Annotated in this window: 24 protein-coding genes; 15 read left to right on the forward strand and 9 right to left on the reverse strand. The window is 71.2% G+C overall.

Annotation, left to right across the window (positions count from 1 at the left end):
- Window positions 1–2: 2 nt before the first annotated feature.
- Window positions 3–1,295 carry an amidohydrolase gene (locus tag OG452_RS12430; RefSeq protein WP_327295695.1) on the reverse strand — a complete coding sequence of 431 codons (1,293 nt, stop codon included), beginning with the start codon at window positions 1,293–1,295 and terminating at the stop codon, window positions 3–5.
- 228 nt (window positions 1,296–1,523) lie between these two features.
- On the opposite strand from OG452_RS12430, the gene OG452_RS12435 reads away from it, so the two are divergent.
- The 4 genes from OG452_RS12435 (at window position 1,524) to OG452_RS12450 (ending at window position 5,836) form a co-directional block, all read left to right on the forward strand.
- The gene (locus OG452_RS12435) at window positions 1,524–2,171 is read left to right on the forward strand and encodes a PH domain-containing protein (protein ID WP_327295696.1); all 648 of its coding nucleotides are present in this window, start codon (window positions 1,524–1,526) and stop codon (window positions 2,169–2,171) included.
- Window positions 2,172–2,406: 235 nt separating this feature from the next.
- Complete coding sequence (gene deoC / locus OG452_RS12440; protein ID WP_327299600.1) at window positions 2,407–3,429, forward strand: deoxyribose-phosphate aldolase; 1,023 nt, start codon at window positions 2,407–2,409, stop codon at window positions 3,427–3,429.
- A gap of 5 nt (window positions 3,430–3,434) precedes the next feature.
- On the forward strand, window positions 3,435–4,940 hold the full coding sequence (locus OG452_RS12445) for an aldehyde dehydrogenase family protein (protein ID WP_327295697.1): 1,506 nt from the start codon (window positions 3,435–3,437) through the stop codon (window positions 4,938–4,940).
- Window positions 4,940–5,836, forward strand: coding sequence for an aldehyde dehydrogenase family protein (locus OG452_RS12450; protein ID WP_327295698.1), 897 nt, complete (start codon window positions 4,940–4,942; stop codon window positions 5,834–5,836). The genes OG452_RS12445 and OG452_RS12450 overlap by 1 nt, the downstream gene beginning before the upstream one ends.
- Before the next feature lie 94 nt (window positions 5,837–5,930).
- Here OG452_RS12450 and OG452_RS12455 read toward each other — a convergent pair whose 3' ends face one another.
- A complete protein-coding gene (locus OG452_RS12455; RefSeq protein ID WP_327295699.1) occupies window positions 5,931–6,311 on the reverse strand; it encodes a hypothetical protein in 381 nt (126 codons plus the stop codon).
- A gap of 141 nt (window positions 6,312–6,452) precedes the next feature.
- Here OG452_RS12455 and OG452_RS12460 point away from each other — a divergent pair, with 141 nt between their 5' ends.
- Window positions 6,453–7,109 (forward strand): uridine kinase family protein, encoded by a 657-nt coding sequence (locus tag OG452_RS12460; RefSeq protein WP_327295700.1) that lies wholly within the window; start codon window positions 6,453–6,455, stop codon window positions 7,107–7,109.
- Window positions 7,110–7,229: 120 nt separating this feature from the next.
- Here OG452_RS12460 and OG452_RS12465 read toward each other — a convergent pair whose 3' ends face one another.
- Window positions 7,230–7,844 carry an ATP-binding protein gene (locus OG452_RS12465; protein ID WP_327295701.1) on the reverse strand — a complete coding sequence of 205 codons (615 nt, stop codon included), beginning with the start codon at window positions 7,842–7,844 and terminating at the stop codon, window positions 7,230–7,232.
- A gap of 195 nt (window positions 7,845–8,039) precedes the next feature.
- On the opposite strand from OG452_RS12465, the gene OG452_RS12470 reads away from it, so the two are divergent.
- Window positions 8,040–8,276 (forward strand): DUF397 domain-containing protein, encoded by a 237-nt coding sequence (locus tag OG452_RS12470; protein ID WP_327295702.1) that lies wholly within the window; start codon window positions 8,040–8,042, stop codon window positions 8,274–8,276.
- Window positions 8,277–8,377: 101 nt separating this feature from the next.
- The gene (locus OG452_RS12475; protein ID WP_327295703.1) at window positions 8,378–9,289 is read left to right on the forward strand and encodes a helix-turn-helix domain-containing protein; all 912 of its coding nucleotides are present in this window, start codon (window positions 8,378–8,380) and stop codon (window positions 9,287–9,289) included.
- Window positions 9,290–9,421: 132 nt separating this feature from the next.
- On the opposite strand, the gene OG452_RS12480 is transcribed toward OG452_RS12475, so the two are convergent.
- On the reverse strand, window positions 9,422–10,180 hold the full coding sequence (locus OG452_RS12480) for a SigE family RNA polymerase sigma factor (protein WP_327295704.1): 759 nt from the start codon (window positions 10,178–10,180) through the stop codon (window positions 9,422–9,424).
- A 327-nt stretch (window positions 10,181–10,507) separates the two neighbouring features.
- Here OG452_RS12480 and afsQ1 point away from each other — a divergent pair, with 327 nt between their 5' ends.
- The 5 genes from afsQ1 to OG452_RS12505 all read left to right on the forward strand — a co-directional run bounded on the left by afsQ1 (window position 10,508) and on the right by OG452_RS12505 (window position 14,249).
- Window positions 10,508–11,185 (forward strand): two-component system response regulator AfsQ1, encoded by a 678-nt coding sequence (afsQ1, locus tag OG452_RS12485; RefSeq protein WP_266853934.1) that lies wholly within the window; start codon window positions 10,508–10,510, stop codon window positions 11,183–11,185.
- The gene (locus OG452_RS12490) at window positions 11,182–12,681 is read left to right on the forward strand and encodes a HAMP domain-containing sensor histidine kinase (protein WP_327295705.1); all 1,500 of its coding nucleotides are present in this window, start codon (window positions 11,182–11,184) and stop codon (window positions 12,679–12,681) included. Before afsQ1 ends, OG452_RS12490 begins: the two co-directional genes overlap by 4 nt.
- Window positions 12,678–13,286 (forward strand): hypothetical protein, encoded by a 609-nt coding sequence (locus OG452_RS12495; RefSeq protein WP_327295706.1) that lies wholly within the window; start codon window positions 12,678–12,680, stop codon window positions 13,284–13,286. Before OG452_RS12490 ends, OG452_RS12495 begins: the two co-directional genes overlap by 4 nt.
- A gap of 122 nt (window positions 13,287–13,408) precedes the next feature.
- Entirely contained in the window at window positions 13,409–13,957 is a 549-nt protein-coding gene (locus tag OG452_RS12500) for a VanZ family protein (RefSeq protein ID WP_327295707.1), read from the forward strand.
- Between the two features lie 91 nt (window positions 13,958–14,048).
- Window positions 14,049–14,249, forward strand: a complete 201-nt coding sequence (locus OG452_RS12505) for a PspC domain-containing protein (RefSeq protein WP_327295708.1) — start codon at window positions 14,049–14,051, stop codon at window positions 14,247–14,249.
- 113 nt (window positions 14,250–14,362) lie between these two features.
- Here the strand turns inward: OG452_RS12505 and OG452_RS12510 are convergent, their stop codons facing one another.
- Both OG452_RS12510 and OG452_RS12515 read right to left on the reverse strand, forming a co-directional pair.
- Complete coding sequence (locus OG452_RS12510; protein WP_327295709.1) at window positions 14,363–14,692, reverse strand: ATP-binding protein; 330 nt, start codon at window positions 14,690–14,692, stop codon at window positions 14,363–14,365.
- 133 nt (window positions 14,693–14,825) lie between these two features.
- Window positions 14,826–15,980 carry an adenosine deaminase gene (locus OG452_RS12515; protein ID WP_327295710.1) on the reverse strand — a complete coding sequence of 385 codons (1,155 nt, stop codon included), beginning with the start codon at window positions 15,978–15,980 and terminating at the stop codon, window positions 14,826–14,828.
- 103 nt (window positions 15,981–16,083) lie between these two features.
- Here OG452_RS12515 and OG452_RS12520 point away from each other — a divergent pair, with 103 nt between their 5' ends.
- Window positions 16,084–16,845 (forward strand): alpha/beta hydrolase, encoded by a 762-nt coding sequence (locus OG452_RS12520; RefSeq protein ID WP_327295711.1) that lies wholly within the window; start codon window positions 16,084–16,086, stop codon window positions 16,843–16,845.
- A 77-nt stretch (window positions 16,846–16,922) separates the two neighbouring features.
- Here the strand turns inward: OG452_RS12520 and OG452_RS12525 are convergent, their stop codons facing one another.
- Window positions 16,923–17,912, reverse strand: a complete 990-nt coding sequence (locus tag OG452_RS12525) for a LysR family transcriptional regulator (RefSeq protein ID WP_327295712.1) — start codon at window positions 17,910–17,912, stop codon at window positions 16,923–16,925.
- A 62-nt stretch (window positions 17,913–17,974) separates the two neighbouring features.
- On the opposite strand from OG452_RS12525, the gene OG452_RS12530 reads away from it, so the two are divergent.
- Together OG452_RS12530 and OG452_RS12535 are read left to right on the forward strand one after the other, a co-directional pair.
- On the forward strand, window positions 17,975–19,315 hold the full coding sequence (locus OG452_RS12530) for an MFS transporter (protein ID WP_327295713.1): 1,341 nt from the start codon (window positions 17,975–17,977) through the stop codon (window positions 19,313–19,315).
- 88 nt (window positions 19,316–19,403) lie between these two features.
- A complete protein-coding gene (locus tag OG452_RS12535; RefSeq protein ID WP_327295714.1) occupies window positions 19,404–20,381 on the forward strand; it encodes a sigma-70 family RNA polymerase sigma factor in 978 nt (325 codons plus the stop codon).
- An 11-nt stretch (window positions 20,382–20,392) separates the two neighbouring features.
- Here OG452_RS12535 and OG452_RS12540 read toward each other — a convergent pair whose 3' ends face one another.
- Together OG452_RS12540 and OG452_RS12545 are read right to left on the reverse strand one after the other, a co-directional pair.
- Window positions 20,393–20,722 (reverse strand): STAS domain-containing protein, encoded by a 330-nt coding sequence (locus OG452_RS12540; RefSeq protein WP_327295715.1) that lies wholly within the window; start codon window positions 20,720–20,722, stop codon window positions 20,393–20,395.
- A 31-nt stretch (window positions 20,723–20,753) separates the two neighbouring features.
- The gene (locus tag OG452_RS12545) at window positions 20,754–22,031 is read right to left on the reverse strand and encodes a thymidine phosphorylase (RefSeq protein WP_327295716.1); all 1,278 of its coding nucleotides are present in this window, start codon (window positions 22,029–22,031) and stop codon (window positions 20,754–20,756) included.
- Between the last annotated feature and the right edge of the window lie 36 nt (window positions 22,032–22,067).

Genomic DNA, 22,067 nt, shown 5'->3' on the forward strand with positions numbered 1-22,067 from the left:
CCTCAGCCCCGCCCGCCGCCCGGCGATTCCGTCCCCGCCCCCAGCCACTCCAGCGCAGCGACCGTCAGCGCCGCCACGCCGGTGTCCAGGGTCGGTTGCAGCACCGGGGCGAAGTGCGGACTGTGGTTGACCGGGATGTCCTGGGTCACCGTGTCGTTCCTGACCGCCTCCGCGTACTTCTCCGGGTCCGCGCCACCGAAGCCCCAGTAGGCGAACGGCACGTCGAAGGCGCGCGGGATCTGGCTGAAGTCCTCGCTGGCCGTCTGGAGTTCGATCGTGCCCGCGTCGTCGCCGAAGTGCGCCGCGAACGCCTTCGCCAGCCGCTCGGCGGCCTCCGCGTCGTTCACCGTGGCCGGGAACGAGGTGATGCGCTCGATGCTCGGCTCCTTCGGTGCGTTCGATGCGGTCGCCTCCGCCCGTACGCAGCGTTCGACCGCGTCCAGCACCTGACGGCGGGTCGTCTCGTCGTACGTGCGGACGTTCAGCAGGATGACGGCGCTGTCGGGGATGACGTTCGGGCTCGCGCCCGCCTGGATGCTGCCGACCGTCAGCACGGCGGGCGCCGTGGGGGCGAGTTCGCGGGACACGACCGTCTGGAGCCGCACCACGCACAGCGCCGCCAGCACCACCGGATCGACGGTGAACTGTGGCATGGAACCGTGGCCGCCGCGCCCGTACAGCGTGATGCGCAGACTGTCCGCCGCCGCCAGGAACGAGCCGGGGCGCACCCCCACATAGCCCGCCGGATACGGCAGCACGTGCTGGGCGAGAGCCACGTCCGGGCGGGGGATCCGCTCGACGAGACCGTCGTCGACCATCGCGTCGGCGCCGTCGCCGTTCTCCTCCGACGGCTGGAACAGTACGGTCAGCGTCCCCCGCCACGCCTGCGGGGAGGCGGCCATCAGCCGGGCGAAGCCGAGCATGCAGGTGACATGGGTGTCGTGCCCGCAGGCGTGCATCACCGGCAGCTCCGCACCGTCCGCGTCCGTGGTGGTCACCGTCGACGCGTACGGCAGCCCGGTGTCCTCCCTGACCGGGAGCGCGTCCATGTCCGCACGCAGCAGCACCGTGGGGCCGTCCCCGTTGGCCAGGACGCCGACCACGCCGGTGCCGCCGATCCCGTCGGTCACCCGGTATCCCCACTCCCGCAGCCGCTCGGCCACCCGCGACGCGGTCCGCCGCTCGGCCAGGCCCAGCTCGGGGTGGGCGTGGAGGTCGCGGTAGAACTCCTCAAGATCGTCGCGGATGCCGTCCAGGCCGGCGAGGATGCCGGCGGCGCCAGAGGTGCTGGTCATGGGGATCCTTCCCGAAGGCCGAGATACACCGAGATCGCTGGGACGCGTCGCCCGGCAAGTACGGGATCGGCGCCCCCACCATCGTGGCGAGCCCCGGGAGGGCTGTCATCCGCAGCCGCACGGCCGAGCACGTACGCGACGGACCCGGAGAACCGCGTACGGGAGCCCGGCCACCGCCGCACCGACCGCCGTGCCGCCCCCGCCCGGCCCGTCAGGCAGAATCGGTGCATGACCCCTGAGCACCCCACACCGAAGCCCCCCGACCCGGTCTACGCCGACCGGGTCTACCGGTCACTCGCCGGGCTCGCGGGTGGTGTGCTGCTGCTCGCCCTCGCCCTCTGGCTGGGCATCGACGCCCTGGTCAGCGGCCACGGGAACACCCCCTGGCTGGCCCTCGCCGCGCTGCTCTTCGTGATCCCGCTGGTCGTCGCCTTCACCCTGCGGCCCGCCGTGTACGCCAACGACGACCGGCTCAGGATCCGTAACCCCTTCCGTTCGATCACGCTTCCCTGGGCGTGCGTCGACGACATCCGGGCCGCGTACTCCACCGAGGCGTTCGCGGACGGCAAGAAGTACCAGCTCTGGGCGGTGCCGGTCTCGCTGCGCCGCCGCAAGCGGGCCAACATCCAGCAGATGCGGGCCGCCGCACCCGGTCCGGGGCAGCGCCAGAACCGTAATCCGTTCGCCCAGGGCGCGGACGCCGACCAGGGCCGGGCGCCCTCCGACCAGTCGGTCATCGAACTGCGCGAGCTCTCGGAGCGCGGCAGCGACCGGCCGACGGCACAGGGCACCCCCGAGGTCCGCTGGGCCTACGAGATCATGGCCCCGAGCGTGGCGGGCGCCATCCTGCTCGCCGTACTCCTCGCCGTGAGCTGAACCACTGTCGCACTGACGCAGAAGCGCTTGGATCAGGGATCCCTGCGCCGCCTGTTCGTGATGCGCCGAGCCGCACTGACGGCCTACGAAGGGGACGACGTCTGATCGGGGGCGCTACCCGAAGGCGCCGTCCGGAGGGGCCGGGGCGCACCGTCCGGAAGAGCCCGGGCGCCCAGGAGGATCACCGCCCCTCTGTACAGGTCGCTACGCGCGTAGATATGCTCATCTGGTGACCATGCCCACCACCGCCCCCTCCCCCGGCACCCCCGGCGAAGGACCCGCCTCCCGCCCGGGAGACGCTCCCTCCGCCGGCGGTCTCGCCGACGTGACCGCATCCGACAGCGCACTGCGCCGCTTCCTGCACGGGCTGCCCGGCGTCGACGCCGTCGGCCTGGAAGCGCGCGCCGCCGCCCTCGGCACCCGTTCGATCAAGACCACGGCGAAGGCGTACGCCATCGACCTGGCCATCTCGATGATCGACCTGACCACGCTCGAAGGCGCCGACACCCCGGGCAAGGTCCGGGCGCTCGCCGCCAAGGCCGTCCACCCCGACCCGACCGACCGCACGGCCCCGATGACGGCCGCCGTCTGTGTCTACCCGGACATGGCCGCCACCGCGAAGGCCGCGCTGAACGGCGCGGACGTGAAGGTCGCGTCCGTCGCCACCGCCTTCCCGGCGGGCCGGGCCGCGCTGCCGGTGAAGCTCGCCGATGTGCGGGACGCCGTCGCGGCGGGGGCCGACGAGATCGACATGGTGATCGACCGGGGCGCGTTCCTCTCCGGCCGCTATCTCTCGGTGTTCGATGAGATCCAGGCCGTCAAGGCCGAGTGCGTACGGCCCGGGGGCACGGCCGCCCGGCTGAAGGTGATCTTCGAGACCGGTGAGCTGTCGACGTACGACAACATCCGCCGCGCCTCCTGGATCGGCATGATGGCGGGCGCGGACTTCATCAAGACGTCGACCGGCAAGGTCGCGGTCAACGCCACCCCCGCCAACACCCTGCTGATGCTGGAGGCGGTCCGCGACTTCCGCGCGCAGACCGGCATCCAGGTCGGCGTGAAGCCCGCGGGCGGGATCCGCTCCACCAAGGACGCGATCAAGTTCCTGGTGCTGGTCAACGAGACCGCGGGAGCCGACTGGCTGGACAGCCACTGGTTCCGCTTCGGCGCCTCCAGCCTGCTGAACGACCTGCTGATGCAGCGGCAGAAGCTCAGCACCGGCCGCTACTCCGGTCCCGACTACGTGACGGTGGACTGATCACCATGGCACTTTCATCCGCGGCACTCTCATCCGCGTTCGAGTACGCACCGGCTCCCGAGTCGCGTTCGGTCGTCGACATCGCCCCGTCCTACGGGCTCTTCATCGACGGCGAGTTCACCGAGGCGGCCGACGGCAAGGTCTTCAAGACCGTCAGCCCCTCCACCGAGGAGGTCCTGTCGGAGGTCGCCCGCGCGGGCACCGCCGATGTGGACCGCGCCGTACAGGCCGCCCGCAAGGCCTTCGCGAAGTGGTCGGCGCTGCCCGGCTCCGAGCGCGCCAAGTACCTCTTCCGTATCGCCCGGATCATCCAGGAGCGCTCGCGCGAGCTGGCCGTCCTGGAGACACTGGACAACGGCAAGCCGATCAAGGAGACCCGCGACGCGGACCTCCCGCTGGTCGCCGCGCACTTCTTCTACTACGCGGGCTGGGCCGACAAGCTCGACCATGCCGGGTTCGGCCGGAGGACGGCAGACGGGCACAGCGGCGCGAACCCCCGGCCGCTGGGCGTCGCGGGCCAGGTCATCCCGTGGAACTTCCCGCTGCTGATGCTCGCCTGGAAGATCGCCCCGGCCCTCGCCACCGGTAACACCGTGGTGCTCAAGCCCGCCGAGACGACCCCGCTGAGCGCGCTGTTCTTCGCGGACATCTGCCGCCAGGCGGGCCTGCCGAAGGGCGTCGTCAACATCCTTCCCGGGTACGGGGACGCGGGCGCCGCACTGGTCGGGCACCCGGACGTCGACAAGGTGGCCTTCACCGGTTCCACCGCCGTCGGCAAGGCCATCGCCCGCTCCGTCGCGGGTACGGAGAAGAAGGTCACCCTGGAGCTGGGCGGCAAGGGCGCGAACATCGTCTTCGACGACGCCCCCATTGACCAGGCCGTCGAGGGCATCGTCACCGGCATCTTCTTCAACCAGGGCCAGGTCTGCTGCGCGGGCTCGCGGCTGCTGGTCCAGGAGTCGGTGCAGGAGGAGGTGCTGGACGCGCTGAAGCGGCGGCTCTCCACGCTGCGCCTGGGCGACCCGCTGGACAAGAACACCGACATCGGCGCGATCAACTCGGCCGAGCAGCTCGCGCGTATCCAGAAGCTCGCGGACACGGGCGAGGCGGAGGGCGCCGAACGCTGGTCGCCCGCGTGCGAACTCCCCACGTCCGGCTACTGGTTCGCGCCCACGCTCTTCACCGGCGTCACCCAGGCGCACACCGTCGCGCGCGACGAGATCTTCGGCCCGGTGCTGTCGGTGCTGTCGTTCCGTACGCCCGACGAGGCCGTCGCCAAGGCCAACAACACGCAGTACGGCCTGTCCGCCGGCATCTGGACGGAGAAGGGCTCGCGCATCCTCGCGGTCGCGAACAAGCTCCGGGCCGGTGTGGTGTGGGCCAACACGTTCAACAAGTTCGACCCGACCTCGCCCTTCGGGGGCTACAAGGAATCGGGCTACGGCCGCGAGGGCGGCCGGCACGGCCTGGAGGCGTACCTCGCCCCGTCGAGCCCGGAGGGCAAGCGCTGATGAGCACCGAGCAGCAGAACCGGCTGAGCGTCTTCAAGACCTACAAGCTGTACGTCGGGGGCAAGTTCCCCCGCTCCGAAAGCGGGCGCGTGTACGAGGTGACCGACTCCAAGGGCAACTGGCTGGCCAACGCCCCGCAGTCCTCCCGCAAGGACGCGCGTGACGCGGTCGTCGCCGCGCGCAAGGCGTTCGGCGGCTGGTCGGGCGCGACCGCGTACAACAGGGGCCAGGTCCTCTACCGCGTGGCCGAGATGCTGGAGGGCCGCCGGGACCAGTTCGTACGCGAAGTGGCGGACGCCGACGGCATCTCCAAGTCGAAGGCCGGTGCCGTGGTGGACGCGGCGGTCGACCGCTGGGTCTGGTACGCGGGCTGGACGGACAAGATCGGCCAGATCGTGGGCGGGGCGAACCCGGTCGCGGGCCCGTTCTTCAATCTCTCGACCCCGGAGCCGACCGGAGTGGTGGCGGTCCTCGCCCCGCAGGACTCGTCGTTCCTGGGTCTCGTGTCGGTCGTCGCCCCGGTCATCGCGACCGGGAACACGGCGGTCGTCATCGCCTCCGCGACGTCCCCGTTGCCCGCGCTCTCGCTGGGTGAGGTGCTGGCGACGTCGGACCTGCCGGGCGGGGTGGTCAATGTGCTGTCCGGGAAGACGGCGGAGATCGCCGCGCCGCTCGCCGCGCACCAGGACGTCAACGCCATCGATCTGACGGGTGCGGACGCCGAGCTGGCACGCGACCTGGAGATCGCCGCTGCGGACAACCTCAAGCGGGTGCTGCGTCCACAGGCTGTGGACTTCACGGCAATGCCCGGCACGGAGCGGCTGACGGCGTTCCTGGAGACGAAGACTGTCTGGCACCCCACGGGCGCCCTGGGCGTGTCGGGCTCGTCGTACTGAGCCGGCGGAGCCGGAAGGCCCCCGTCGCCGCTGAACGTCCGAGTTCAGCGGCTGCGGGGGCCTCTCCGTATACCGGGCCGGCCTGCTGCCCGGTTCAGCGGCCCGGCAGCAGGTCCTTGAGCGCACCGCCGCTGGTCAGCGGGGAGGTGAGGAGGGCCGTCGAGACGGGCTTGAAGTCGGCCACCTGGGTGCCGACCGCGTTGTCGAGCGGGTCGACCCCGGTCTTGGCCAGCGGGTCGAGCTGGAGGCTGGCCACCGGCGCGGTGGCGTAACCGACGGCACCGGTCAGGACCCGGACCGGCGACGGGCCGAGGCTGCCGAGAAGCGCGGTGGGGCCGCCCGAGCCGGGGGCCGCGGGCGTGGCGGCCTGTGCGGCCGCACCGCCCATACCGAGCGCCGCACCGGCCACGGTGACGGTGAGGCCGATACGGAGCAGGGCGTTCCGCCGGGGCGCGGGCGCTGCATGTGATGCCATGGGATTCCTGACTCGCAGAGTAAGAGGATGAGCACAAAGAGTAGTTGCTGTGCGGCCTCCGTTCCAAAGACCGCAGCAGGACCGCAGCAACCTCACTCCTGGGAGTAGCCCGGACCGCTGGATGCGGGAGAATGGTCTTCCGTGAGTCACTCCCAGTCCATACCGACCCGCGTCGTCCTGCTCGCGGGCCCCTCCGGATCCGGCAAGTCGTCCCTCGCGGCGCGTTCGGGCCTGCCCGTCCTGCGCCTGGACGACTTCTACAAGGAAGCCGGCGACCCGACGCTGCCGCAGGTCCCCGGCAGCCCGGACATCGACTGGGACTCACCGCTGTCGTGGGACGCGGACGCGGCGGTGGCCGCGATCCAGGAACTGTGCCGGACGGGCCGTACGAACGTACCGGTGTACGACATCTCCGCCAGCGCCCGCGTCGGTCGCGAGGCGCTCGGCATCGGCCCGGCACCCGTGTTCATCGCGGAGGGCATCTTCGCTGCGGACATCGTGCGGCGGTGCGAGGAGCTGGGCGTACTGGCGGACGCGCTCTGTCTGCGCGGGCGGCCTTCCACCACGTTCCGGCGACGGCTGATGCGGGATCTGCGCGAGGGGCGCAAGTCGGTGCCGTTCCTGCTGCGTCGGGGATGGCGGCTGATGCGGTCCGAACGGGGCATCGTGGCACGGCAGTCGGGACTGGGGGCGCACCCGTGCGACAAGCGGGAGGCGCTGGGCCGCCTCGCGGCGGCCTGCACACCGGCCGGATCCCTGGGGCCCGCCCGTCCGGCCAGGTCGGCCCGGCCGGTCTGAGCGCCTGCCCCAGCCCGGCCGCACTCCGGCGCACCCTCATCGGGCGCCGGCCCTTCGAACCGCGAATTCGACACTCCACGGCCGGCAGCCAACTCCCGGGCGGGGCCTGGTGCCGCGGCATCAGCCCGTTCGACGCGCCGCGACCGGCCCGACGGCGGGTACCGGCCACGGGCCGACCGCCCGCTGACCGGCCGGTGAGGTGTCGGGGCCGGTCCCGGCAGGACACGAGACCGCGGCCCAGACCGCCTTCCCGTCATTGTCCGGAGTGGTCCAGCCCCAGGCCTCGCTGAGGCAGTCGATGATGTGCAGACCGCGGCCCGACTGGGCCAGGAAGTCCGGTTCCTTGATCCGCGGGACGGCGGTGCTGGGGTCACAGACCGCGAACAGCACGGTCCCACGCCTGCGCAGCATCCCCAGCCAGACCGCCTGTCCGGGCGCCGACCATGCGGGAAGGGCCCCGAGCCCGTACCGCAGGGCGTTGCTGAGGAGTTCGGAGACGATGAGCGCCGCGTTGTCGACGAGCGGGCTCAACGACCAGTCGCGCAGCAGGGATCCGGTGAACCGGCGACCCTCGCCGACCGCCTGACCTCCGGGCGGCAGCGCGCAGGCCGTGAAGCGGACGGACGCGGCGTCTGTCTCCTCGTGCCGGAACGCGTCGCACAGCGCACGGCCCAGCAGGCGGTGCACCGTGGGCCCGGGTAAAGAGCCGGTTGGTCCGGTCGAGCGGGATGTCATCGCGATCTCCGAGGAGCAGCAGCCAGACGTCACAAGCGGGTTGATCGGCTGCCACTATCCCCCTCCGAGGGATGGTGCCGCAACTGCATCTGCAATTACAGTTCCGGCTGACGTAATTGCCGCGGCAAGTGCAGCTGCAATTGCATATGCATGACGCCTGGTCAGGCGTGCGCACCCCGACGAGGAGTGATCAATATGCGACAGATCGCGAACGGAACACGATCCGACCTGATCGACAACGCACTTTGGAAGAAAAGTCAGCACAGTGCCCCCGGAGGCAACTGCGTGGAGGTCGCGGCGCTCCCCGACGGCAGCGTCGCGATGCGCAACTCCCGTCACCCGCAGGGCCCCGCGCTGGTGTACACGCGTGCGGAGATCGCCGCGTTCATCGCCGGGGCCAAGGACGGCGAGTTCGACGCACTGTCCACCTGAGCCCCTCGGTAGCGGCGGAGACCATCCTGCTGTACGCGACCCGGGGGCGGATGGGAGACTGGCACTCTTCGTGTCCGTCCAGTCGCCTTACGGGAGTTGGCATGACCGCCATACAGCGGCCGACCAGTGAACAGCTTTCGATAAGGCGGTACCTGGACCACCAGCACACCGGTCCGACCGCCCTGCGCATCCTGCTGGGGGCACGGCTGCGCCGGCTCCGGCAGGACCGCGGGGTCTCGCGCGTGGACGCGGGCAGGGCGATCCGGGCGTCGGACGCCAAGATCACCCGGCTCGAACGCGGCCAGGTCGGATTCAAGCAGCGCGACGTCATCGACCTGCTGACCCTCTACCGCGTACTGGACGAGGAATCCCGGGCCGACTACCTGGAGATGACCCGGCAGGCCAACCTGCCGGGGTGGTGGCACCGGTACAACGACGTGCTGGAAAGCTGGTTCGAGCTGCATGTCGGCCTGGAGGAGGCCGCGTCCCTCATCCGCACCTACGAGGTCCAGTTCCTCCCCGGCCTGCTCCAGACACCCGAATACGCCCGGGTCATCACGCGCCTCGGCTACCCGAGCGCTCCCGAGTCCAAGGTGAACCGCCTGGTCGACCTCCGCATGGAGCGGCAGAAGCTGCTCACCAGGACCGAGGCGCCGGTGCTGTGGACGGTCGTGGACGAAGCCGTCCTGCGCCGCCCCTTCGGCGGGGCCGAGGTGATGCGCGGACAGCTCGAACATCTCCTCGAAGTGGCCGAACTTCCCAATGTGACACTGCAGATCGCCCCGTTCAGCGTGGGCGCGATGGCGGCGGCCGGCACCCCCATCACCATCCTGAGGTTCGACGAACCGGATCTGCCGGACAAGGTCTACCTGGAACAGCTGACCGGCGCGGTCTACCTCGACAAGCAGGAGGAGATCGACCAGTACTCGCTGATCATGGACCGCCTGGTCACCGAGGCGGACAGGCCGCAGGACGCCGCCCCCTTCATCAAGCGGCTCCTCGACCGGACATAGGGAAGAGGGCCGGACAGGCGCCCCCGGCCTGTCCGGCCCTCTTCCGCTTCCCCCGCGCTCCCCCGGGCCCCGTGCCCCGCCCCCATAACGCCCGCTGTCTCCCCCCGGGACAGCGGTCCCTCCCCCGGCCCCTCAGGCGACGAGTGCGCCGAAGGACTCCTGCTCGTCACGGCCGAAGCTGAGGACGTTGTCCTCACGCAGCCGGCGCAGGGAGCGCCAGATGCTGGACTTCACCGTGCCGACACTGATGTCGAGAATCTCCGCGATCTCGGGATCCGTACGGCCCTCGTAGTACCGCAGCACCAGCATCGTGCGCTGCGTCTCGGGCAGCCGGGCCAGCGCCTGCCAGAGCACCGCGCGCAGCTCGGTGCCGCGCATCGCGTCCGTGTCGCCCACCGTCTCCGGGAGCTGCTCGGTCGGGTACTCGTTGAGCTTGCGCCTGCGCCAGGCGCTGATGTGCAGGTTGGTCATGGTGCGGCGCAGATACCCGCCGACGGCCGCCTTGTCGCTGATCCGGTCCCAGGCGCGGTACGTCGAGAAGAGCGCGCTCTGGAGCAGGTCCTCGGCCTCGAAACGGTCGCCGGTCAGGTGGTATGCGGTGGCGTACAGGGAGGCGCGGCGTTCCTGTACGTAGGCGGTGAACTCTGCCTCCGACGCGGAGGACCGCTCCCCCGTGGTCTCCCCGTGCGCCGCCGCCTGGCTCGGCACGGCCGCCTTCGCGACCGCCGCGGGTGCGTCAACCACCGTCATGTACGCCGGGTGCTGACGCCCGGTGCCACGAGAGCACCCCCGCCCTCCCGCGGCACCGGACTTCTCACTGTTGCGTGCGGTCACCACGTCGTGGAGCCGCGTGATTACTGCGCCGGAGTTGTTGCTGTGCAGTGTGTTCATCTCGCGCCCCCCGCCGTGGAGTCGTGCTTCGGTCTGTTGATGAAGAGCTTGCCTGCGCAGTTTCATGAGGGTGTCTGTCGACTGTCACAGGCGCGTCACAAGGGGTGGGGCGGGAGGTGTCCTGAGTGGCGGCAGTGGTGACAGAGGCGGCATACCGGGGGTCTGCGGAGCATCAGAGGGGGCTCTCGGCGGGTCCCTGGACGGGCTCCGGGACGGACCCCAGGATGTCTGGCGCGCGGTGACAGGGTCCTCCACGCAGAGTCACGGCGGTCACGTAACCACCGCCGGAGGTCGAACTCCCCTGTCCCATGGGCCAGAATGGCCCTCGTGCCTTTCCTGTTGCTGATCGAGGACGACGACGCCATCCGTACGGCTCTTGAGCTGTCTCTGTCACGCCAGGGGCACCGGGTGGCCACAGCCGCCACCGGCGAGGACGGTCTCCAGCTGCTGCGTGAACAGCGGCCCGATCTGATCGTGCTGGATGTGATGCTGCCCGGAATCGATGGTTTCGAGGTGTGCCGGCGGATCAGACGCACCGACCAACTGCCGATCATCCTGCTGACCGCGCGCAACGACGACATCGACGTGGTGGTCGGCCTCGAATCCGGCGCCGACGACTATGTGGTCAAGCCGGTGCAGGGGCGGGTGCTCGACGCCCGTATCCGCGCCGTACTGCGCCGCGGGGAGCGTGAGTCCACCGACTCCGCCGCCTTCGGCAGTCTCGTCATCGACCGTTCGGCGATGACCGTGACGAAGAACGGCGAGGACCTCCAGCTCACCCCGACCGAGCTCCGTCTGCTGCTCGAACTGAGCCGCAGGCCCGGACAGGCGCTCTCCCGCCAGCAGCTGCTGCGGCTGGTCTGGGAGCACGACTACCTCGGTGACTCACGGCTGGTCGACGCCTGCGTGCAGCGGCTGCGCGCCAAGGTGGAGGACGTGCCGTCCTCGCCGACCCTGATCCGTACGGTCCGCGGCGTCGGCTACCGGCTGGACACGCCTCAGTGACTCGTCCGTCCTTCCACGGGCTGCGCCTCACCAGCCTGCGGCTGCGCCTCGTCGTCGTCTTCGCCCTGGTCGCGCTCACGGCCGCCGTCTCCGCCTCCGGCATCGCGTACTGGCTCAACCGCGAGGCGGTGCTGACCCGTACCCAGGACTCCGCGCTCAAGGACTTCCGGCAGGAGATGCAGAACCACGCGGCCTCGCTGCCGCTGCGGCCGACGCAGAACGAGCTGCAGAGCGCGGCGGTACGGATGGCCGGGTCCAGCAATCCCGGTTACAGCGTGCTGCTGGTCGGCGAGCGGGCCAAGGGCAAGCCCGTCATCGGCTACTCCGACCTGGACACCTTCACGCTCGCCGATGTGCCGCACCAGCTGCAGGAAGCGGTGGCCAGGCAGCAGAAGGTCGGCTCGGACGAGCGCTCGACGTATCACCTCTTCTGGCAGCGCGTCACACTGCGCGGGAAGCCGTACCTGGTGAGCGGCGCGAAGATCATCGGGGGCGGGCCCACCGGCTACATGCTCACCTCGCTCGACCAGGAGCGGCAGGACCTCAGCTCGCTCGCCTGGTCCCTGGCCATCGCCACCGCACTGGCCCTGATCGGCTCGGCGCTGCTCGCCCAGGCAGCGGCGACGACGGTGCTCCGGCCCGTGCAGCGGCTCGGTGAAGCGGCCCGGCGGCTCGGTGAGGGCAAGCTCGACACCCGGCTCAGGGTCTCCGGCACCGACGAGCTGGCCGAGCTGTCCAGGACGTTCAACAAGACGGCCGCGGCCCTGGAGGAGAAGGTCAGCAACATGAGCGAGCGGGAGGAGGCCAGCCGCCGCTTCGTCGCCGACATGTCGCACGAGCTGCGGACGCCGCTGACCGCGATCACCGCGGTCTCGGAGGTCCTGGAGGAGGAGGCGGACAGCCTCGATCCGATGATCGCGCCCGCCGTGGAGCTGGTGGTGAGCGAGACCCGCAGGCTGAACACCCTGGTGGAGAATCTGATGGAGGTCACCCGCTTCGATGCGGGGACGGCCCGGCTGGTGCTCGACGACGTGGACATCGCCGACCAGATCACCGCTTGCATCGACGCGCGCGCCTGGCTCGACGCGGTGGAGCTGGACGCGGACCGCGGCATCATGGTGCGGCTCGACCCGCGCCGTCTCGATGTGATCCTGGCGAATCTGATCGGGAACGCGCTGAAGCACGGCGGTTCGCCGGTCCGGGTCGCCGTGCGGATCGACGGCGAGGAGCTGGTCATCGCGGTGCAGGACCACGGCCCCGGCATCCCCGAGGACGTGCTCCCGCACGTCTTCGACCGCTTCTACAAGGCGAGCGCGTCCCGGCCCCGTTCCGAGGGCAGCGGGCTCGGCCTCTCCATCGCGATGGAGAACGCGCACATCCACGGCGGCGACATCACCGCGTCGAACGCGGCGGACGGTGGCGCGGTCTTCGAACTGCGGCTGCCGCGCGACCCTGTTGACCCTGCCCGCGACGCCCAGGAAGGCGACGGCGCATGAGGGCCGGACGAGCGAATCCCGCAGCGATACTGATGGGCCTGGCCGCGCTGTGCGCCCTGACGGCCGGGTGCGGCATCCGGAACACCTCCGTACCGGTGGACGCCGGCGCCGCGCCGTCGCGGGTGCCGTGCAACTTCCCAGCCGGTGGCGAGTCCCCGGCGCCCCAGGGCATCCCGGTCCGGGTCTACCTGGTCTGCGGGAGCCGGCTGGTCCCCGTCGACCGCACGGTGCAGATAGCGGAGGGCCGCACCCTCTCCGACGGTGTGCGGGTCGCGGAGAAGCTCCTCGACGAGCTGCGCGAGAAGCCCAGCGGGTCCGAGAAGGAGGCCGGGTTCAGTACGGATGTGCAGGCGTCCCTCTCGGTGAGCGAGGGACGCAAGAGCGACCCGGCGGGTGCGCTGCGGCTGAGCCGCGACCCGGCGGACCTGCCGGCCAACGCGCTGGCCCAGATCGTCTGTACGTACGCGGAGAGCGCGGCGGCGGAGACGGACGGCTCGGTGGTCCTCGGCGGCCCGGGCGGGGACCCTCCGCGCGCGTACTCCTGCACCCAGCAGCTGAAGACCCGGCCGGACGCCGCCCCGGAGCTGGGCGACGTACGGAGGTAGGGCCGCGTTCGCCATTGCCCCGCCCCGGGCCCCGTGCAGGTGCGGGGCCGGTGTGGATTCGGTGACGGCACGGTGACAAAGTCAGCGGAACCGATCCCACCGGTAGCCGCGTCTTGTGAGGTGTGCGTCAAGGTACGGGCGGTCGCTCCGTCATCCGTTTTCGTGTCGTGGGGGTTGTCCTCCTCGCCGCGCATCTCCTGATTGTCGGCTGGCTGACCCTGCGCCCGCTGGACGTGATGTGGGTGACCGCTTCGAACTTCACGCCGCTCGCCGGCATCAGAGCGGATCTGGCCCTGAGCCCCCTGGAGGCGGCCCGCAGGATCGGCGAGGCACTGCTGCTGCTCGCCCCGCTGGGGGTGCTGCTGCCGCTGGCCGGCGGCCGGCTGCGGGTGTCGCCCTGGGCATCGCTGGCCCGTACGGTCGCGGCGGGCGCGCTGATCTCGCTGGCCATCGAGCTGCTGCAGACCGGAGTGCCCGGCCAGGTGGTCGATGTCGACTCGCTGCTGCTCAACACGGCGGGCGTCGCGCTGGCGCACCTACTCGTGGTGCCTGCCGTGCGGTGCCGACTGCGGCGCAGGCGGGTGGGGCGCCCGGAACGGGTCGCCGTTCTTCCGGACGAGGCCCCCCAGGTAGTTACCCCGACGATTCCCAGGGTCGGGATCGCCCCGTAGAGCGATGTTTTGTTCCGCCACCGGGCGTCATGATGGATGTACAGGGAGCGCGACGGAGCCGCTCCCGCGACGCTTCGCGAAGGAGCCCACCATGTCCGGTCTTGTCCGCCCCCGTGAAGGCCGTGTCCTCGGCGGAGTGTGCGCGGCGCTGGCTCGGCGCTTCGGCACCTCCGCGACCACCATGCGCGTGATCTTCGTCGTCTCCTGCCTGCTGCCGGGGCCGCAGTTCCTGCTGTATCTGGCGCTGTGGATCCTGCTGCCCGGCGAGAAATCGCCGTCGGCGGCCTGGTAGTCCGGAAGCCGCCCGGCTGACCCCGGACCCGGGCCCGTACACGACCGACGGGGCGCACACCCTGGGAATTGGGTGCGCGCCCCGTCTTCGGCTGCGCCGGGGGCAGCCGGGCGTCAGCGGCCGATGCTGCTCACCGCGTCCGTCACGGTCCCGGTCGGCAGGCCGCCGAGGAGGCCCTTGTTGCCCTGTGCACCGCTGCCGCCCCGGAGCGCCCGCTTCGCACCGCCGACCGCGTGCTGCCCGGACTGCACGGAGTTCCCCTTGCCGGCCGGGATCTTCGACGTGACCTTGTCCAGCGGGAGCGTGCTGGTGACCGTACCGAGCGTGCCCGTCACATCCGGCGTGACCGGCACGATGGCCGCGGAGGCGGACCCGGCGGCGGCCGCGGCGAAAGCGGCACCGAGAACGGCGACACCGAGGGTCTTGGCAGCAGACTGCTTCATGAGGAGAACGTCCTTGTGATGCGAGGAGAGGGGGAATCGAGCGGCTACGCAAGGTAGCCAGCCCGGCCCGTCCCCCGCAAACTCGGCGAAGCGGCCGGAAAGGTCGTTCCCGGCCGCCCGTCCGACGGTAGGGTCAGCGCGCCCCAGCCGCGGAACCACTGGTCACAGCGGTCTGACGGAACAGCCACTCGGCCTTGAGCTCCGCGTATCCGGGCTTGATGACGTCGTTGATCATGGCCAGGCGTTCATCGAAAGGAATGAATGCGGATTTCATCGCATTGACTGTGAACCACTGCATGTCGTCGAGCGTGTAGCCGAAAGCGTCGACCAGGTGCTCGAATTCACGGGTCATCGTGGTGCCCGACATCAGCCGGTTGTCCGTGTTGACGGTCGTCCGGAAGTGCAGCCTCCGCAGCAGTCCGATGGGGTGCCGGCCGTAGGAGTCGGCGGCGCCGGTCTGCAGGTTCGACGTGGGGCACATCTCCAGCGGGATGCGCTTGTCCCGTACGTACGAGGCGAGCCGCCCCAGCTTCACTGTGCCGTCGTCGGCGACCTCGATGTCGTCGATGATCCGCACCCCGTGCCCGAGCCGGTCCGCGCCGCACCACTGGAGCGCCTGCCAGATCGACGGCAGGCCGAATGCCTCACCCGCGTGGATGGTGAAGTGGTTGTTCTCCCGCTTCAGGTACTCGAACGCGTCCAGGTGGCGGGTGGGAGGGAAGCCGGCCTCGGCGCCCGCGATGTCGAAGCCGACGACGCCCTGGTCCCGGTAGCGGTTGGCGAGTTCGGCGATCTCCAGGGCGCGGGCCGCGTGCCGCATCGCGGTGAGCAGGGCGCCGACCCGGATCCGGTCACCGTTCTCCCTGGCCAGCCGCTCGCCCTCGCGGAACCCCTCGTTAACGGCCTCCACGACCTCTTCGAGGGTGAGACCGCCCTCCAGGTGCTGCTCGGGGGCGTACCGGACCTCGGCGTACACGACGCCGTCCTTGGCGAGGTCCTCGGCGCACTCGGCGGCGACCCGCACCAGCGCCTCGCGGGTCTGCATGACGGCGCAGGTGTGCGCGAAGGTCTCCAGATAGCGTTCCAGCGAACCGGAGTCGGCCGCTTCGCGGAACCAGACGCCGAGCTTGTCGGCGTCCGTCTCGGGGAGAGCCGTGTACCCGGTCGCGTGGGCGATCTCGATGATCGTGCCGGGGCGCAGGCCCCCGTCGAGGTGATCGTGGAGGAGCACCTTCGGGGCTCGGCCGATCTGATCCGTGGTGGGCGATTGCATGGTCTGGCTCGTCATCTGGGCACTTTAGCCCCTACGCGCGTAGAACGCGCCCGGTCGATATGTAACAGTGACCGTTCGGAAGGGTGGAGTACACCTCCGCTTCTGAGACTGTTCCGTTATGGCACAGCAAGCACCAGCCCCGCCGGAAGCCAGGCTGGGACGGGCAGTTGGGGCAGGCGGGACCCAGTCCGCGGTCAGCGGCGTGGTCCTGCTGCTCCCCGACGGCGACCCGGTCTCCCGGCGCCGCTCCTCCCCCCTGCCGTACGCGTCCCTGCGCCCGTCGGCCCGCACTCTGGCCCGCGCGGGCCGGGGCGACGGGCTCGCGGCCCACGTCGTCCGCTACCGCTTCCGCGGCTGGAACGGTACGGACGCACACCTCGCCGAGGACGCGTCCTGGGCGGTGGACGAGGCGCTGCGGCGGTACGGCGACGTCCCGGTCTGCCTGGCGGGCCACGGCATGGGCGGCCGCGCCGCCCTGCACGCGGCGGGCCACCACGCGGTCACCTCGGTCCTGGCCGTCGCCCCGTGGCTGCCCGACGACGATGTGGCCGCCGAGCCCGAACCGGTGAAGCAGCTGGTGGGCCGCCAGGTCCTCATCGTGCACGGCACCACGGACGCCCGCTCCGACCCCGAACTCTCCTACCGGCTCGCGGAACGCGCCAAGAAGACCAACCGCGACACCTGCCGCTTCGAAGTCCACTCCGACGGGCACTCCTTGCGCCAGCACCGGTCCGAAGTGGTGGCGCTGGCCTCGGACTTCGTACGGGGGGCGCTGTTCTCGCACGCGTACGCGCGGCCGGTGGTGGACGCGTTCGCGGCACCGCCGCCGCTGGGGTTGCGGATGCCGCTGGCCGCGGGGTTCGGCCGGACGCTTCAGTAGCGCGGCGGACGTGGAGGCGGGGGCGGTGAAGGTAACGCCGGGGCAGCGGGAGCTGCCGGGGCGGCGCCGTGCCGCCGCTACTCCGGCAGCAGCCGTCCCCGCCGCGCCAGCAGGAACTGTTTGAACGCGGCCACCGGGGCCGTGTCCTGCTGTCCGTCCAGCCACGCCACCCCGATCTCCCGCACCGCCCGCGGCGCGGTCACCGCCAGCTCCACCACCCCCGGCCTGGCCACCGCGGGCGGTGGCAGCAGCGCCACCCCGAGCCCCGCGGCGACCAGCCCGCGCAGCGTCTCCGCCTCCTCGCCCTCGAAGGCGATCCGCGGGGTGAACCCGGCCTCGGCGCACAGGTCGTCGGTGATGCGGCGCAGCCCGTACCCCGGCTCCAGCGTCACGAAGGTCTCGTCGGCGGCCTCGGCGAGCCTGACCCGTCTGCGGCCGACGAGCCGGTGGTCGTCCGGCACCACGAGCCGCAGCCGCTGCTCGTCCAGGCGCCGGGCGACCAGATCGGGCGCGTCGGGCACCGGTGAGGTCAGACAGAGGTCGAGCTCCCCGGCGCGCAGCCGTTTGATCATCGCCTCGCCGTAGTTCTGGACGAGCTGGAACCGCACCTTCGGGTGATCGGCCCGGAAGGCGCGGATCAGCCCGGGCACCGTCTCGGAGCCCAGGGTGTGCAGGAAGCCGAAGGTGATGCGCCCGGACGCGGGGTCGGCGTCCGCCCGTACGGAGTCCGCGGCCCGCTCGACCTCGGTGAGCGCCCGCTCCACGGTCGACAGGAAGGTCCGGCCCGCGGGCGTCAGCGAGACGGAGCGGCCCCTGCGGGCGAACAGCGCCACGCCCAGGTCCGCTTCGAGCCTGACCATCGCGCGCGACAGCGTGGACTGCGGCACCGACAACTCGTGCGCGGCCCGGGTGACATGCTCGTGGCGCGCGACCGCCTCGAAGTACGCCAGGCGGGGCGCGAGCAGGAGCCGGATGTCCTCTTCGTAGCTGATGTCTCTCGCGTATCTGATGTCTTTCTCGTAACTTCCGAGTGACAGCCGCGGCTTTGAGCTGTGCTGATGCGCCATGGGAACGATTATGGCGAGTCCATGCATTGGACGCATTAAAAACCCGGACCTACGTTCGGGGTATGCCTCCTGCCAGTACCGGGGCACTCACCACCGTGAGTGCCTCCGCCGCGCCGTCCCAGCCCGAGCAGCTCACCCCCGGCCGCCCCGGCTACCGCCGCATGAGCTTCGCGCTCTTCTCCGCGGGCATGGCGACCTTCGCCCTCCTCTACTCGACCCAGGCCCTGCTGCCCGCGATCAGCTCCGGCCTCGGCGCCACGGCCGCCCAGGCCAGCTGGACCGTCTCGGCGGCGACCGGCGGACTCGCCGTGTGCGTGGTGCCGCTGAGCGCGCTGTCCGAGCGGTTCGGGCGGCGGACGATGATGACGGCGTCCCTCTCGGTCGCCGTGGCCATCGGCCTGCTGGTGCCGTTCGTACCGAACGTGAGCTCGCTGATCGTGCTGCGCGCGGTGCAGGGCGCCGCCATCGCCGGGCTCCCGGCATCGGCGATGGCCTTCCTCGCCGAGGAGGTACGGCCCAAGGCGCTGGTCGCCGCGATCGGGCTGTTCGTCGCCGGGAACTCCATCGGCGGCATGAGCGGACGCATCCTGGCCGGCTGGGCCGCCCAGGCCTGGGGCTGGCGCGTGGCGCTCGGCGCGATCGGGCTGATGTCCGTCGTCTGCGCGGTCGTCTTCCGGCTGATGCTCCCCCGCGCCCGTAACTTCACCGCGGTCCCGCTCGACCCGCGCGCCCTGGGCCGTACCGTCGCCAGCCACCTCGGCGACCCGCTGCTGCGCAGGCTGTACGCGATCGGCGCGCTGTTCATGACGGTCTTCGGCGCCGTCTACACGGTGATCGGCTACCGGCTGGCGGGCGCCCCGTTCAGCCTGCCGCAGGGGCTCGTCGGCTCGGTCTTCCTGGTCTACCTCGTCGGTACGGTCTCGTCCGCGACGGCCGGCCGGCTCGTCGCCCGGCTGGGCCGCCGGGGCGCGCTCTACCTCGCGGTGTCGACGACTGCGGCGGGACTGCTGCTCACGCTGTCCGACTCGATCGCCACCGTGCTTCTGGGCCTCGTCCTGATCACCGCCGGGTTCTTCGCCGGGCACGCCGTCGCGTCCTCGTCGGTGAGCCGTACGGCGAGGAGGGGGCGCGCCCAGGCGTCGGCGCTGTACCAGGCGTCGTACTACCTGGGCAGCAGCGCGGGCGGCGTGCTCGGAGCTGCCGCCTTCCACGCCGGGGGCTGGGCGGGCACGGTGGCGCTGGGGCTGCTGGCGGTGGCCGGCGTCCTGGCGATCACGCTGTACGGGTCGCACAGCGCGCGGGCGGTCGCGCAGCGGACGTCGCGGGTGGGCTCACCGGCCGCGGGTACACCGGTTGCGGGCTCACCGGTCGCGGAGTCCCCGAAAAGGTGGCCCGTGCGCTGATCCGTATGCCGTTGTCAGTGGCCCCCTGTAGTTTCGGAATCGCTGGTGCGATCGGGACCGAGCTCGGGAATCAAGCAGGGGGACCCTTATGAGCGACCTCGCGACAACGGACATCGACGCGCGCCTTGAGGGGCACAGGACGGAGCTCGCCGGTTACTGCTACCGGATGCTCGGTTCGGCCTTCGAGGCGGAGGACGCCGTCCAGGACACGATGGTCCGCGCCTGGCGGAGCTTCGACCGGTTCGAGGGCCGTTCCTCGCTGCGCTCGTGGCTCTACCGGATCGCGACCAACGTCTGTCTTGACATGCTGAACGCGGGCAACAAACGGGCCCGCCCGATGGATCTCAACGAGGCCACCCCGGTGGCCCAAGCCGCGCTCAACGCACAGCCCGAGGCGGCCTGGCTTGAGCCGGTCCCGGACGGCCGGGTGCTGCCGTCCCTGGTGGACCCGGCGGAGAAGGCGGTCGAGCGGGAGACGATCCGGCTCGCCTTCGTCGCCGCTCTCCAGCATCTGCCGCCCAAGCAGCGGGCCGTACTCATCCTCCGCGAAGTGCTCGCCTGGAAGGCGAGCGAGGTCGCCGAGCTGCTGGAGACCACGGTCGCGTCGGTCAACAGCGCGCTGCAGAGGGCCCGTTCGACCCTCGCCGAGTGCGCACCGGCCGCGACCGACGCGGCAGACCCCCTGGACGAGGAGCAGCAGAAGCTGCTCGCCCGCTATGTCGCGGCGTTCGAGGGGTACGACATGGAGGCGCTGACCGCGCTGCTCCATGAGGACGCCACGCTCTCCATGCCGCCGTACGACCTGTGGCTGCGCGGCCACGACAACATCGTCGGCTGGATGCTGGGCGTCGGCGCGGTCTGCCGCGGCTCGCGGCTCGTCCCGACGGTGGCCAACGGCACTCCGGCCTTCGCCCACTACCATCCGAGCCAGTCGGGCACCGGGTTCGACCCGTGGGCGCTGATGGTCATCGAGATCACGGACGGCCGGATCGCCGGGATCACCTCGTTCCTGGACACCGAGCGCTGGTTCCCGCTCTTCGACCTGCCCAAGCACCTGGAGGAGTAGCCGCCCGGCCTCTACGGCGGTTCCGCGAGACCGGTCAGGGCCAGCAGCTCGGTCAGCTCGGGCGGTGCGTTCCGGAGCCTTATCCGGCGGCCGTGCCGCAGAGCGGTGAGCCGGAGTCCGGCCACCGCCTCCACGGCGGCCAGGCCGGGCCGGACGAGGCCGCCCACGTCGCAGTCGACCGCGGACGGCGCGCGCCCAGCAGCCCCGGCGCCGTGCAGCAGCAGCCGCAGCTCCTCGCACAGTCGCGGGACATCGGCCCGGCTGACCTGGCCGGTGACGACAAGGACGAGCGGCTCGGTGACATCCACAGCAGGAAGACCGGCGCGGCGCCCGGAACTCATCGCCGCCGCCGGTCCCCACCGGTCCGGGCGGTCAGGCGATGCGGTCCAGCACGATCGGGTTCGGGGTGAACGCCGTGCCCGCCGGGGCGATGTCGTACGCGGAGGGCAGCGACTCCAGCGCGTACGCGAACTTCTCCGGGGTGTCCGTGTGCAGGGTCAGCAGCGGCTGGCCCTCGGTCACCGTGTCGCCGGGCTTGGCGTGCAGTTCGACGCCGGCGCCCGCCTGCACCGGGTCCTCCTTGCGGGCGCGGCCCGCACCGAGACGCCAGGCGGCGATCCCGATGTCGTACGCGTCGAGCCGGGTCAGCACCCCGCTCGACGGGGCGGTGACGACGTGCTGCTCGCGGGCGACCGGCAGCGCCGCGTCCGGGTCACCACCCTGCGCCGCGATCATCCGGCGCCAGTGGTCCATCGCGGAGCCGTCGGCGAGCGCCTTCGCCGGGTCGGCGTCCTTCAGGCCGGCCGCGTCCAGCATCTCGCGGGCCAGCGCGAGGGTCAGCTCCACGACGTCCGCGGGGCCGCCGCCCGCCAGGACCTCGACGGACTCGCGCACTTCGAGGGCGTTGCCCGCGGTCAGGCCGAGCGGGGTCGCCATGTCGGTGAGCAGCGCGACCGTACGGACACCGTGGTCGGTGCCGAGACCGACCATCGTCGACGCGAGTTCGCGGGCGTCGTCCAGGTTCTTCATGAAGGCACCCGAGCCGACCTTGACGTCCAGGACGAGCGACCCGGTGCCCTCGGCGATCTTCTTGGACATGATCGAGGAGGCGATCAGCGGGATCGCCTCGACGGTGCCGGTGACGTCGCGCAGCGCGTACAGCTTCTTGTCCGCGGGGGCCAGACCGTCGCCCGCAGCGCAGATGACGGCGCCGACCGAGTCCAGCACGTCCATCATTTCGGCGTTGGAGAGCAGCGCGCGCCAGCCGGGGACGGACTCCAGCTTGTCGAGCGTGCCACCGGTGTGGCCGAGTCCACGGCCGGACAGCTGCGGCACGACGGCCCCGCACGCGGCGACCAGCGGAGCGAGCGGCAGCGTGATCTTGTCGCCGACACCACCGGTGGAGTGCTTGTCGGCGGTCGGCCGGGACAGCGCCGAGAAGTCCATCCGCTCACCGGAGTTGATCATCGCGGCGGTCCAGCGGGCGATCTCGGTACGGTTCATGCCGTTGAGCAGGATCGCCATCGCCAGCGCCGACATCTGCTCGTCGGCGACCGCGCCGCGGGTGTAGGCGTCGATCACCCAGTCGATCTGCTCGGGGCTCAGCTCGCCCCGGTCCCGCTTGGTGCGGATGACAGAGATGACGTCCATGGAGTTGGCGTTCCTTCCGGCGAGGGGGTTCGTAAC

Origin of the sequence: Streptomyces sp. NBC_01197, from assembly GCF_036010505.1 — a bacterium.
GTDB lineage: Bacteria > Actinomycetota > Actinomycetes > Streptomycetales > Streptomycetaceae > Streptomyces.

What these genes read in the sequence shown, in the direction of transcription:
- OG452_RS12430 (WP_327295695.1), bottom strand. Translation starts at nt 1,295, where the DNA reads ATGACCAGCACCTCTGGCGCCGCCGGCATCCTCGCCGGCCTGGACGGC.
- OG452_RS12435 (WP_327295696.1), top strand. Translation starts at nt 1,524, where the DNA reads ATGACCCCTGAGCACCCCACACCGAAGCCCCCCGACCCGGTCTACGCC.
- deoC (WP_327299600.1), top strand. Translation starts at nt 2,407, where the DNA reads ATGCCCACCACCGCCCCCTCCCCCGGCACCCCCGGCGAAGGACCCGCC.
- OG452_RS12445 (WP_327295697.1), top strand. Translation starts at nt 3,435, where the DNA reads ATGGCACTTTCATCCGCGGCACTCTCATCCGCGTTCGAGTACGCACCG.
- OG452_RS12450 (WP_327295698.1), top strand. Translation starts at nt 4,940, where the DNA reads ATGAGCACCGAGCAGCAGAACCGGCTGAGCGTCTTCAAGACCTACAAG.
- OG452_RS12455 (WP_327295699.1), bottom strand. Translation starts at nt 6,311, where the DNA reads ATGGCATCACATGCAGCGCCCGCGCCCCGGCGGAACGCCCTGCTCCGT.
- OG452_RS12465 (WP_327295701.1), bottom strand. Translation starts at nt 7,844, where the DNA reads ATGACATCCCGCTCGACCGGACCAACCGGCTCTTTACCCGGGCCCACG.
- OG452_RS12470 (WP_327295702.1), top strand. Translation starts at nt 8,040, where the DNA reads ATGCGACAGATCGCGAACGGAACACGATCCGACCTGATCGACAACGCA.
- OG452_RS12475 (WP_327295703.1), top strand. Translation starts at nt 8,378, where the DNA reads ATGACCGCCATACAGCGGCCGACCAGTGAACAGCTTTCGATAAGGCGG.
- OG452_RS12480 (WP_327295704.1), bottom strand. Translation starts at nt 10,180, where the DNA reads ATGAACACACTGCACAGCAACAACTCCGGCGCAGTAATCACGCGGCTC.
- OG452_RS12495 (WP_327295706.1), top strand. Translation starts at nt 12,678, where the DNA reads ATGAGGGCCGGACGAGCGAATCCCGCAGCGATACTGATGGGCCTGGCC.
- OG452_RS12505 (WP_327295708.1), top strand. Translation starts at nt 14,049, where the DNA reads ATGTCCGGTCTTGTCCGCCCCCGTGAAGGCCGTGTCCTCGGCGGAGTG.
- OG452_RS12510 (WP_327295709.1), bottom strand. Translation starts at nt 14,692, where the DNA reads ATGAAGCAGTCTGCTGCCAAGACCCTCGGTGTCGCCGTTCTCGGTGCC.
- OG452_RS12515 (WP_327295710.1), bottom strand. Translation starts at nt 15,980, where the DNA reads ATGACGAGCCAGACCATGCAATCGCCCACCACGGATCAGATCGGCCGA.
- OG452_RS12520 (WP_327295711.1), top strand. Translation starts at nt 16,084, where the DNA reads ATGGCACAGCAAGCACCAGCCCCGCCGGAAGCCAGGCTGGGACGGGCA.
- OG452_RS12525 (WP_327295712.1), bottom strand. Translation starts at nt 17,912, where the DNA reads ATGGCGCATCAGCACAGCTCAAAGCCGCGGCTGTCACTCGGAAGTTAC.
- OG452_RS12530 (WP_327295713.1), top strand. Translation starts at nt 17,975, where the DNA reads ATGCCTCCTGCCAGTACCGGGGCACTCACCACCGTGAGTGCCTCCGCC.
- OG452_RS12535 (WP_327295714.1), top strand. Translation starts at nt 19,404, where the DNA reads ATGAGCGACCTCGCGACAACGGACATCGACGCGCGCCTTGAGGGGCAC.
- OG452_RS12540 (WP_327295715.1), bottom strand. Translation starts at nt 20,722, where the DNA reads ATGAGTTCCGGGCGCCGCGCCGGTCTTCCTGCTGTGGATGTCACCGAG.
- OG452_RS12545 (WP_327295716.1), bottom strand. Translation starts at nt 22,031, where the DNA reads ATGGACGTCATCTCTGTCATCCGCACCAAGCGGGACCGGGGCGAGCTG.